Source organism: Romboutsia maritimum, assembly GCF_002251085.2.
Lineage (GTDB): Bacteria > Bacillota > Clostridia > Peptostreptococcales > Peptostreptococcaceae > Romboutsia_B > Romboutsia_B maritimum.
In genome coordinates, this window is the sequence record NZ_NOJZ02000014.1 from 1 (window position 1) to 12,988 (window position 12,988).

Sequence of the window (12,988 nt, forward strand, 5' to 3'; positions counted from 1 at the left end):
GAGCAATGCAAAAAGGATGGATAAATTTAAATGGAACATGGTACTATTTAAGAAATAACGGAGAAATGTCAACAGGTTGGGAAAAAGTAGGAAATAAGTGGTACTATTTATCTAATTCAGGAGCAATGCAAAAAGGATGGATAAATTTAAATGGAACATGGTACTATTTAAGAAATAATGGAGAAATGTCAATAGGTTGGGAAAAAGTAGGTAATAAATGGTATTACTTATATAATTCAGGCAAAATGGCTAAAAATATTATTGTAGATGGATGGAAAATAAATTTTGCGGGAATTGGAATGAAAATAAAATAAAATAAAATGATTTTATAGGAGAATATTAGCTCTGAGGGTATTATTCAAGAATGCAGATAGATTTGTGTAAAAACAAATTTATCTGCATTCTTTTTATTAATAAATAGATAGCTTAATTTATATTATATTTTATAAGTTATAAAAATGAATTTTGTTTAAAATAAGATATAAACGATTAAATATTGCAAAAAAAGGTATTTAGTGGAAAAATATATATAATTTATGATATACTTAAAAAATATTAGATTTTGACGCAATATAAATAATTTGAATTATTACAAAAAAGTAGGAGGGGATAGAAGATGAATATGGTAAAGATAGCTTTATTAGCCTCTGGATTTTTAATATCTAGAGAAAAATCAAATAAGGACAAGATTAAAAATAACTTACCAAATTTTAGGGGGATATTAGAAGTACAACATTATATACCGAGTAGGATTAGACTTAATTGCCCTGTTTTAGAAAACAACGAAGCAGGAGAAAAAGCATTAGTTGATACTTGTAAGAAGATACCAGGTATAAATAAAATTATAGTAAATAAATGCATAGGGACAATATTAGTAGAATATGATGTTCATAGTCTAGAACCAGTACTTATAATGGGAATTATTTTAAAAGTTTTAGGATTAGAAAATCAAATTAAAAAAGGGACAGATTCATTAATTGATAGAGAAAGTATTAATATTGCAGAAAGTCTAAATCGTACGGTACATGAAAAAACTAATGGAATAATAGATTTAAAGGGAATGATAATGATTTTAGTAGGTGGTTATGCTATGTATGATATAAAAGCTAGACCAGATATTAGACCTTGTGGATATACATGTTTATGGTGGATATATTCTAGGTTAGCTGATAAAATTTAAGTATTTACTAAGACTGGAGATTTAATAGAGATGATAGATTTTAAAAATTATATAATAAAGCATTTTGCAAGGTTTAAGGTGGTTCATACAATACCAGGAAGAATAAGGCTTAAAGTTAGTAATGCATCAAAGATACCTAAAGAAGCTAGAGAATATGATAGATATGTTATACAAGGGATTAGGATTCTTGATGGAATAGAACATGTAGAGTTTAATTATTTAACAGGTAGTGTATTGATAAATTATGATACTACTAAGGTATATGAGGATAAGGTTATAAAATGGATAAATAAAGTTTTAGAAATAGTACTGCAAGATATAAAGCTTATTCAAGAATATGGAGAAACCAACGCAAGCTATGTAGTAGGTACATTAGAACAAAAACTGAGGGAAATTGTAAATACAATATAAAAGTTAGGTGAATAGAGATTATGTTTGTAAAGAAACAAGATTTATTTAAATTAGTTATAAAGCACTCATTAACGGGGAGGATAAGACTTAATTGTAGAGCGTTAAGATATCTTAACGAGTTTAATGAAGAGATTTTAAGAGATTTATTAGATACTAAAATAATTAAAAAAGCTAGCATAAATAATATAACTAAGAACATTCTTATAAATTATGATAGTAATATGATTGATCAAGATGATTTGATGAAAATTGTAACAGAAGTACTGTCTAGTTACTCATTATATGCTTATAAAGAAGAAAGAAAAGAAGAAGCATCAAATATAATAGTTAGAGAAAGAGAAGAAGATGTTAAAGATATTGCTAAAAGATTAGCTATAAATGTATCTTTAATAGGATATTCTTTAGCTACAAAAAAAAATGAGATTAGTGCAACAGATCCTATATATAAAAGGTTTTTGAGTGTTCCAGCAATAGGTGCAGTGTATCTTACAAAATCTTTATTCAATGATGGAATAGGTGGACTTTTAAAAACTAAAAAGCCTAATGCAGATACACTTACGATATCTTCTATTTTAGCTAGTATATTAACAGGAAAGGGAACCTCAGCACTTACTATAATACTTTTATCTGATATAGCTGAATTTATGACAAGTTATACAATGAAAAAGACTAGAGAATCCATAAAGCATATGATGGACTTGAACGAAGATTATGTATGGAAACAAGAAGAAAATGGTTCTGTAAGACGTATATTAGTAGATGATGTTAAGGTAGGATATAAGATAGTAGTTCATACAGGCGAAAAAATATGTGTAGATGGAATTGTGATAAACGGAGAGGCTATAGTTGATCAGTCTGCTGTAACAGGTGAGTATATGCCTGATATCAAGAAGGTTGGAAGTGAAGTGTTTTCAGGTACGTTGGTTAAAAACGGTAATATAATTGTTGAAACACAAAGAGCAGGAGACAATACTGTAGTTTCTAGAATTATAAATTTAGTCGAAGATGCAGCTTATAATAAAGCTAAGATTCAAGACTATGCAGATAAGTTTTCAAATTATTTAATCCCATTTAATTTCGTATTAGCTGGAGCGACATATATTGCAACTAAGAGTATGACAAGAGCATTAAATATGATGATAATAGATTACTCTTGTGGTATAAAATTATCTACAGCTACGGCTTTTTCAGCAGCTATAAATACTGCTGTTAGAAATGGAGTTTTAATAAAAGGTGGAAATTATATAGAAGCATTAGCAGAAGCTGATACTTTAATTTTAGATAAAACAGGAACTTTAACACAAGGAAAGCCAGAAGTTTTAGATATGGTTACAGTAGATGATGTAAGTTGCAAAGAGCTAATAGCAATTGCCGCAACAGCAGAAGAAACATCATCACATCCTATGGCAAATGCAATACTTTCTAAGGCTAGAATGCAAGGTATTGAAGTACCACAACATGGCGAAATAATAACACATGTAGCTAAGGGTGTAGAAACTAATATTGAAGAAGATATAGTAAGAGTTGGAAATAGGTTGTTTTTACAAGAAAATGATATAGATGTGGATGTTTTGAATGATGAGGTTAGAGACTTAAAGAAAAAAGGTCAAAGTATAATTTATGTAGCTAAAAATAATAAGTTATTAGGCATAATAGGAATACAAGATAAAATGAGAGAAAACATGAAAAAATCTCTTAATAATATAAGGTATCAAGGTGTAGATGAAATACTTTTATTAACGGGTGATTTAAAAGAACAAGCTAAAATAGTTGCTAAAAAAATGGGAATAGATGGATATAAAGCAGAACTATTACCAGAAGATAAAGCTAAAACTATACTTAAATTACAATCTAAAAATTCAAAGGTCATAATGGTCGGAGATGGTATAAATGATGCTCCTGCACTTGCATATTCAAATGTAGGGATATCTTTAGGCGGAAGTTGTACAGATGCAGCAATAGAAACTGCAGATATAACGATACAAAGTGATGATCCGATGACTTTACCAGCTATAATGAATTTATCTAAAAAAACAATGAGTGTAGTTAAACAAAATTTCGGTCTTGTAATAGGTATAAATAGTTTGGGGTTAGTATTTAGTGCGGCAGGAGTATTACCAGTGTTCTGGGGAGCTGTTCTTCATAATTCAAGTACAATATTTGTAGTTTCTAACTCAATTAGATTATTATTTACCAATTTAGAAAATATAAGAAAATAAAATGCAAGGGTGGAATTAATTTGAATTATCCAACAATAGTAATGGTACATAAATTAGAGGGTAGAATTAGAGTAAAGATATCTCATCCGGTAATAGATATTAAACAAGCTGAAGAATTTATACAAGGAGTAGAGGGAATAACTTATATTAGATATAATGAGCATATAAAATCAATGCTTATAAAGTTTAATCCAGCGACTATAAGTAGTGAGAATGTTATAATAAAAATAGCTATATTTATGTCTGAAGAGTATGGTTTATCTAAAATTAAGTTTATATCAGATTGTCATAAAAATAATATGCCATTACTTTCATATTACTCCATGATATCTATATTAGGAGCAAATATAATTAAATTTTTAAATCCAGTAAATCAAGTTCAAGATTTCGTCAACTGGATAGCAACAGGGATTACAGTAGGTGCTATAGGAGAACATGCTTATCATGAAATGAGCCAAATGGGAACTATAGATCCGGAAGTAATGTCTGTTATGTATTTAGCAAATTCAATTGGAAAAGGTAATATGGTTAATGCTTCACTTATAACATGGATAACAACATTTGGTAGACATATATTACAAAAGTCTTATGAAAGTTTTATAATAAACATTGAGAGAATTCAGTCTCAATGCTCTAGTGAATCATGTTATGACATATCTGTAGTACCAAGTATTGAAAAAGAGAAAAGAATAGATACTTTTAAACTATTTGCTAGTGAAATAATAGAAAGTCAAAATAGTAGATTAAATGGAAATTTAAGAGTAAGACAAGGAAATTTAAATAAGGGTGTGTTTTGCAATATAAAATAAGTCAGTAATTTATTTAACATATAGGAGGAAGAATTATGATAATACCACAAACAATAAATAAAGATCATGTAAAAGGGGCTTTAGTAGGAGTAGGAATATGCGCTGCAGGATATTACTTATACAAGAAGAATCAAACTCAAGTAGATAATTTCTTAAGAGAGCAAGGTATAAGTGTTCCAACAGCTAATCATAAAGAGTATAAGCATATGTCTATAGAAGAATTAATGGAAACTAAAGAGTTAGTAGAAGATTTAATAGCAGAGAAGGAAATAAACTTAAACTCTGATGTAGAAAATAATCTAATAGTAGAGTAATTTAAATAGGATAGAGATAATAATAAGATAATATAGGGTGTAGATAGATTTGTGTGAAAATAAATTTACCTACACCCTTTTTATTAATAATAGATAGCTTAATTTATATTAAATAATAATAGCCAACTGCATAGAATTTGCATATAATCAGCCTCAAGATGTATGTATAAGAGAAATTGTAATAGCAAAAACTAAGCAAGAAGACTAAAAAAGTGAAGTATCAGATGTTATAAGAATTTTAGACATAAGATTAATTTTATTAAAAAAGAAGTTAGAGGAAACTTTAATTATGATAGGAATTATAGTACATATTGGAATAACGGCAAAGTCATGTTATTTTATTATTGGAGGATAAATTATATTTATAGAAAAGAGATGAATGAAAATGAAATTTACATTATGTAAGTTTATAAGGTTAATGTTAGGATTTATAATTTGTGCATTAGGTATAGTTTTAATGGTAAATGCTAATTTAGGATTAGCTCCTTGGGACGTATTACATGGAGGAATATCTAAACTTGTAGGAATAACAATGGGTCAAGCTAATATACTAGTTGCAATTATAGTTGTATTATTTAATATAATCATAGGAGAAAATGTAGGGTGGGGAACTATTTTAAATATGATTATTATAGGATGGTTCATTGATATATTTATGTTGAACAATATAGTACCAGTATCAACAAATTTTAGTATAGGAATCATAATGATGTTTTTAGGAATGCTTGTATTGAGCTTAGGGTGCTATTTATATATTGGCGTTGGAATAGGTACTGGAGCAAGAGATGGTATGATGGTTGCTATTCAGAAAAAAACTGGAAAATCTATTAGATTTGTTAGGAATATAATTGAAATAGGAGCACTTACAATAGGTTTCTTGTTAGGAGGTAAAGTAGGTATTGGAACAATAATAAGTAGTTTATTCTTAGGTCATTTCATACAATTTATATTTAAGATATTTAAATTTGATGTATCAAGTATTTGTCATAGATATATAATAGATGATATAAAATATTTAAGGTATGCAGTTAAGAATAAGATAAATAAAAAACAAAATTGTTTAAGTATAGAAAATGATGAGTAGAATTACAATTTGAATATGAAAAAGAAATTTAAGCAATCATATGGCACTTATATTTTATAGGTGCCATATTTTTTAGTTTAATTTAAAGATGTAAGTGGTTCAAGATAGTAATTAGGTATGAGCTATTGTAAGTAGAAAGTTTTATAAAAGTATATAGGTAGGAATTTGAAATATAAATAAAAGAATGATATAATTCAATTAGTGATAATAAACATCAATTGAATATGAGTATATCTATTAATAAAAAATACTTTTTTTGAATATATTAAATATAAGTAAGATGAGGAGATATGATGATGAATGGAAAACAAGATATTGTAGATATGTATTATAAATATATAGAACAAGAATTAAGTTGTAGAACCTCAGAGGAGTTATTAGGTAAAAAGTATGTTATTTCAAAAAAATTTGGGGTAGGCAATTTTTATAGAATGAAAATAGAAGATGGATTAGAAATTTCAACACTTAAGATTAGTAAAACAGACATGTATTTTCAAAATAGAAAACATAATGATGATATATTAGAGATTGGATATTGTTATAGTGGATGTGTAAAAATATTTTCATCGCCTCAGAATAAGGAATATACACTTAAAGAAGGAGATGTTTTTTTATATAAAGCACTAAATGATGTAGAGTATTTTAAATTTATATATAATAACTGCCAAACTATATCTATTCATATAAATTTAAAAAATATCAAAAATGTGATAAATCCGATATGGGAAAATAGAATTATTACAGATTGGAATAAATACACAAATAACATATTTAAAGAGGATATATTGATAATAGAAAAGGCTAGTTTAAAAATAAAAGAATTAGCTAAGGAAATAGACTCTATTTCAGTTGATAATATTATGGGATATATGAAACTAAAGCTTAAAACAATAGAGTTTCTAGACATATTTTTTCAAGAAAAGTTTAAGGAAAAAAAGGCAACTAATTTAAAACAATATAAAACAGAAACAGAAATTGTAATTAAGGCTAAAGAAATAATAGAAGCTAATTTTCAAAACATACCTTCAGTTAAAGAATTAGCCAGTTACTTAAATATAAGTATATATAAATTACAAGAAGAATTTAAAAATATAACAGGGGATACGGTTTATGAATATATTAAAAAAGTAAGAATTGAAAAATCAAAATATTTATTAAAAAGTACAGAGATGTCAATTTTAGAAATTGCGAATGAAATAGGATATGAAAATCCAAGTAAATTTTCAAGTTTATTTAAACGATATAATAATATAACACCTTTAAAGTATAGAAAATTAAATATAGAAAATTAAATATAAAAAATGATTAAATAAAAAATGTTTTACATTAAATAAAATCTTTAATAAGTTTTTGTTTTTGGAGCAGTTTTTATTTTTTTTGGAGTGGAATATGATAATGATTATCGTTTATACTTATTTTAGATGAAAAATATTGTTTAGAAAGGAGAGAATTATGAAACAAAAATCAAATTTAGGATTTCTTTTAGAGATATCTGGTAAAGAAAAAATTAAATTATATATAGCTGCTTTATTTAGTGTAATAGGTTCATTACTTGCAATAGTACCATATATATTACTTTATAACATAATATTAGAACTTTTTAAAGATACAGTAGACTATGAAAAAATTAAATCTATAGCAATAATTGTGAGTGTGATTGTAGTTATTAGAATGGCTATATTTTTATTATCAGGGGTATTTTCACACATAGCGGCATATACGATATTGTATGAACTTAGAATGAAGACAATAAATCATATTTCAAAGCTTAATGTAGGTTTTTTTACAGGGCACACAATTGGGGAAATTAAAAAAACTATAAATGAGGATATAGAAAAATTAGAAAATTTTATAGCACATCAAATTCCTGATTTAACTTCAGCTGTTGTAACTCCTATTATTATTATATTATATCTTTTATATTTAAATTGGAAATTAGCTTTAGTGTTATTTATTCCAGTTATTCTAGGTATTATAAGTCAAATTGCTATGTTTAGAGGAATGAAAGAAAGAATGATTCATTATCATGATTTAGTTCAAAAACTTAATTCGTCTATTATTCAATATATAAATGGAATTAATATAATGAAAGCTTTTAATTTGACTGCAAAATCATTTAAAAACTATAAAGACATAACAGAAGAATATGCAGATTACTGGATTGAATTAACTATGAAGCTTGCTCCAACGTATGCAATATTTTTAGTTCTCATAGATTCAGGGCTTTTATTTATAATACCTATTGGTGGAATAATGTTTTTAAATGGGAGTATAGATGTATCGACTTATATATTATTTTTAGTTCTAAGTTCAAGCTTTCTTAATTCATTTAGACAATTGCTAGAATTTGGATCAAATTTTTCTATGCTTTTAGAAGGTGCTGGCAAAGTAAGAACTATTCTTGAACAAGAAGTACAGACAGAAGGAAATCTAATGTTAACAGATAATATGAACGGTAAAGTTGAGTTTAATAATGTTACTTTTAAATATGATAAAAAAGAAGTAATAAAAGATTTATCATTAACAATAGAACCTAAAACTGTAGTTGCGTTAGTAGGACCTTCAGGTTCTGGAAAAACAACATTGGGTCAATTAATAGGAAGATTTTGGGATATAAATAGAGGTAATATTACTATTGATAGTATAGATGTAAAAGATATTAAAATGGAAGAACTTATGAATAAGGTATCTTTTGTATTTCAAAATGTATTCATGCTTCAAGATAGCATACTAGAAAATATTAGAATGGGTTCTAATGCAAGTATGGAAGATATAGTTAAAGTAAGTAAAAAAGCACAAATACATGATTTTATAATGAGTTTGCCTGATGGTTACAATACATCTCTTGGCGAAAATGGAATTAAACTTAGTGGAGGCGAAAAGCAAAGAATTTCTATTGCAAGAGCAATTTTAAAAGATAGCCCGATAGTAATTCTAGATGAAGTAACTTCTTATTCAGATATAGAAAATGAAAGTAAAATACAAGAAGCTCTTAGAAATTTATTGAAAAATAAAACAGCTATAATTATAGCCCATAGGTTATATACAATAAAGAATGCAGATAAAATTGTAGTTTTAAATGAAGGAAAAATTGTAGAACAAGGAAATCACAATTACCTTATAAATAAAAATGGATTATATAGACATCTTTGGGATATGTACGATTATGAAGTTTTAGAAGAAAGGAGTATATAATTATGCTATCAGATATAAAAACATTATTAGGAGAACAAAGAAAAAAGCTTAGAAAACCTATAATTTTATTAACCACTGATACTTTATTTAATATGTTTTTTTATTCAATGTTATATTTTGTACTACTAGACTTAATTAATTATAAATTTAGTTTTTATAAAATTAAAATTTATTCGATATCAATGATTATAGCTTTTATAGCAAGAGCTTGGATTAATGCACTAGGATACACAGGAATACAGGAAAAGGGAGCTCGTGTAATAGAAAATATGCGTATATCTTTAGGAGATCATATTAGAAATATAAATTTAGGTTTTTTTAATAAAAATAGTATAGGAAGTTTATCTAACATAATGACTAATGATTTGCAAGATTTTGAAAAAATAATGACTCATACTACGGATGAATTAATAAAAACAGTACTTCTTAGTATATATCTTCTTACAATAACATTTTTTATTGATTTCCACTTAGGTGTTATTCAACTACTAGCTGTATTTATTGCTACTCCTATTATTTTAATGGGGGGACATAAAGTTACTAAGATAGGTAAAGAAAAAAAGAAAGTAATGAATGATGTTATATCAAGGATGGTTGAATATATTAGTGGAATAGAGGTATTTAAATCTTACAATCTAGTAGGAGAAAAATTTGAAAGATTAGAAAAATCTTTTAGAAATTTAAAGAAGGAATGTATAAGAACTGAAATATCAATAGTTCCTTTTGTACTTGTATTTCAAGTTATAGTAGACTTAAGCTTTCCTATACTACTACTTATAGCGACAATAGAATTTGGCGGAGGAAGTATTGGAAAGACAGAATTTTTAACATTTATAATAATAAATATAGCACTTACTAATATTTTAAGAGCATTTTCTACTAAATATGGAGAGTTTAGATATTTAAAATTAGCATCAAAAAAACTAATAAATATCTATAATCAGCCAGAAATGAGTTGTATATATGAAGAATTAAACTTTGAAAATTATAATATAGAGTTTGATAATGTAAGTTTTGAATATGAAAAAAATCAAAAGACTATACAAAACTTGAGCTTTCAAGCAAATGAAGGTACTATTACAGCTCTAGTGGGACCTTCTGGATCAGGAAAAACAACGATTACTAGTTTAATAGCTAGGTTCTGGGATGTAAATAAAGGAAAAATAAAAATAGGTAAAAAAGATATAAAAGATTTAAATCCAAATAATTTATTAAAACATATAAGTATGGTATTTCAAGATGTATATTTATTAAATGATACCATATATAACAATATTAAATTAGGAAATCAAAATGCAACCAAAGAAGAAATAATAGAAGCAGCAAAAATTGCAAATTGTCATGAATTTATAGAAAAGCTAGAAAATAAGTACGATACAATGATAGGAGAAGGTGGGTCAACTTTATCAGGAGGAGAAAAGCAACGAATATCTATAGCTAGAGCTATATTAAAAGATGCGCCTATAATATTATTGGATGAAGCTACAGCTTCACTTGATGCAGATAATGAGTTGGAAATTAGAAAAGCTATAAAAAAACTAACATTAAATAAGACTGTTATAGTGATAGCACATAGACTAAATACTATAAAAGATGCAGACCAAATTATAGTGTTAAATGAAGGTGAAATAGAAGAAAAGGGTACGCATGATCAGTTGATACAAAATAAAAAAAGATATTATGATATGTACAATCAAATGGAGGAAGCTAAAAACTGGTCAATATAAATAAAATTAAAAATAGTGGCATCAGAATTATTAGAAATAGTTTTGGAGCCATTATTTTAGTTGAATAAATACACATTAATATTTTTTTGTATAAATATCTAGCTAAGAATGATAAATAAATAGGATAGGTTAAAAATAAGTACTTATGTCACTGAGATATAAGTGCTTATTTTTATTTTAGTGCTTTAAAACGTAAAAAATACACTAAAGTATAGCAAAAATGTATACTGAGTGCTGATTTAATTTGAAAAGCAAATTGTTATCATATATTTAAGAGATAAATTAGTAAACAATATAAGGAAATATTTAAGTCGGGGGAGTTAAAAATGCCTAAAGCAAGTAGAAATTTTAGAAATAAATATAAGATAGCTTCAGCAGCAATAATAACATCAATAACAATGTCAGCACCATTAATAGCAAATGCAAATGAAATACAATCAGATACGGTGATAGAAGGTACAATAAAAAATGATACAAACGAACCAACTACAGTTATAGAAAATAAAACTACAGAAAATAAAGATGCAGAAAATCAAACTATAGTTAAAGAAAGTACAGACACAAAATCAGAGTTAACAGTAAAAGATACAGAAAAATCAGCTATAGAATTAGAAACAAAACAAAAAGAAAAATTAGAAGAATCAACAGAAGTAAAAGAAAAAACAGAAACAAAGGAAGCAACAAAAACAACACAAAAATCAGAGACAACAGAAGAAGTAGATACAAACACAGAAGATAAAGTAAAAGACAAATTAAATGAATCAGATAGAGAACAATTATCTATGGCGATAGAAGAAATGAGAATATCTGTAAATTTGATAGATGATGAAGATTTAACATTAGGAATGAATCTTGAGAGATTAGATAAATTCGCAGAGGCAGCAAAACAAAGAATAGAATCAATAGATAAGAATTTAGCAAACTCTAATGAAAAAGAACATATAGACTGGATAACAGAAACATTAAAAGAAGTAGAGTCAAAGAAATTATCTGCGGCAAGATTGACACAGTCAATTGAAAATGTAAAAACAGTATTTGAGCCAGCAAGAAAAGATATATTAAAAAATAAGCAAATAGTATTAGATATATTAGGAACTATAGCTAATGAAGAACGACTAAATTTAAATACATATACAACAGAATCAGCATATAAAATGTATCATGATTTGTATGCTAATTGGAATAAGGAATTAGATGAATCAGTAATTCAATTAGGATACGCAATAGAAGAAGTAAGAGAAGCTGTAAATTGTAAGGAAAACAAAGATTTAACGATGAAAGATAACTTTGATAGAATGGTAGCATTTGCACAAGCACCATCTGATAGATTAGAAGGATTGTATGTATTAGAAGGGTTAGAAAATTATACACAACATATGGATAATTTAAAAGCACATCTAGGCCAAGTAGATGAAACTGCTAAACTAGCTTCTAAAATGAGAGAATCTATGGATAAGGTTATATATGCCTTTGAAAGTAACTTAAGTAGAGAAGAAAAAATAGTGGCTTTAGATGCATTAGGAAACTTAGTTGATGCAAATAAATTTAATATAAATACTTGGACTTCTTATACTGCTATGGAATTATATCATAAATATTATAGTTTAATAGAGAAACAACCAGAAGTACCAGAAGTGCCAGTAAATCCTATAGATCCAATAAAACCAGGAGGAGGACCATCAAGCTCAGATAGAGATTCACAAAAGTCAGGAGGATCATCAAGTTCAGGTGGAGAATCAACAACAGACGAAGATAAAAATCCAACAAATCAAGATAAGGACACAACAGACGAAGATAAAAATAAAACAAATCAAGAAAAGGTCACAACAGACAAAGATAATAAATCAATAAATTCAGTTGACAAATCATCAGACAAAGAAAATAAACAATCAAATATAATTAAAAAATCATCAGATAAAAAAAGTAAGGTATTAAATAATAGTAATAACCCTAAAACAGGAGATATGTCTTTGTTAGGATTTTTAGGACTGGGAATTTCCTCAGTAGCAGGACTTGTAATAAATAAAAAAAGAAAATAAATAATTAATT

Annotated in this window: 10 protein-coding genes and 1 pseudogene; all 11 read left to right on the top strand. The window is 26.6% G+C overall.

The window, feature by feature from the left end; genetic code table 11:
- A pseudogene (locus tag CHF27_RS08620) lies at positions 1-314 on the top strand (choline-binding protein D); the annotation flags it as partial.
- Between the two features lie 302 nt (positions 315-616).
- Positions 617-1,180, top strand: coding sequence for an HMA2 domain-containing protein (locus CHF27_RS08625; RefSeq protein ID WP_095406906.1), 564 nt, complete (start codon positions 617-619; stop codon positions 1,178-1,180).
- 30 nt (positions 1,181-1,210) lie between these two features.
- Complete coding sequence (locus CHF27_RS08630; RefSeq protein ID WP_243444980.1) at positions 1,211-1,591, top strand: HMA2 domain-containing protein; 381 nt, start codon at positions 1,211-1,213, stop codon at positions 1,589-1,591.
- Positions 1,592-1,611: 20 nt separating this feature from the next.
- A complete protein-coding gene (locus tag CHF27_RS08635; RefSeq protein WP_095406905.1) occupies positions 1,612-3,810 on the top strand; it encodes a heavy metal translocating P-type ATPase in 2,199 nt (732 codons plus the stop codon).
- Positions 3,811-3,830: 20 nt separating this feature from the next.
- Positions 3,831-4,619, top strand: a complete 789-nt coding sequence (locus tag CHF27_RS08640) for a hypothetical protein (protein WP_095406904.1) — start codon at positions 3,831-3,833, stop codon at positions 4,617-4,619.
- 35 nt (positions 4,620-4,654) lie between these two features.
- The gene (locus CHF27_RS08645; RefSeq protein ID WP_199533649.1) at positions 4,655-4,933 is read left to right on the top strand and encodes a hypothetical protein; all 279 of its coding nucleotides are present in this window, start codon (positions 4,655-4,657) and stop codon (positions 4,931-4,933) included.
- A 385-nt stretch (positions 4,934-5,318) separates the two neighbouring features.
- Positions 5,319-6,017, top strand: a complete 699-nt coding sequence (locus tag CHF27_RS08655) for a YczE/YyaS/YitT family protein (protein WP_095406910.1) — start codon at positions 5,319-5,321, stop codon at positions 6,015-6,017.
- Positions 6,018-6,313: 296 nt separating this feature from the next.
- Positions 6,314-7,309: a helix-turn-helix domain-containing protein gene (locus tag CHF27_RS08660; RefSeq protein ID WP_095406903.1), complete on the top strand. Its 996-nt coding sequence runs from the start codon at positions 6,314-6,316 to the stop codon at positions 7,307-7,309.
- Between the two features lie 160 nt (positions 7,310-7,469).
- A complete protein-coding gene (locus tag CHF27_RS08665) occupies positions 7,470-9,212 on the top strand; it encodes an ABC transporter ATP-binding protein (RefSeq protein ID WP_095406902.1) in 1,743 nt (580 codons plus the stop codon).
- A 2-nt stretch (positions 9,213-9,214) separates the two neighbouring features.
- Complete coding sequence (locus CHF27_RS08670; RefSeq protein ID WP_095406901.1) at positions 9,215-10,939, top strand: ABC transporter ATP-binding protein; 1,725 nt, start codon at positions 9,215-9,217, stop codon at positions 10,937-10,939.
- A gap of 326 nt (positions 10,940-11,265) precedes the next feature.
- Complete coding sequence (locus tag CHF27_RS08675; protein ID WP_095406900.1) at positions 11,266-12,978, top strand: LPXTG cell wall anchor domain-containing protein; 1,713 nt, start codon at positions 11,266-11,268, stop codon at positions 12,976-12,978.
- Positions 12,979-12,988 lie beyond the last annotated feature (10 nt).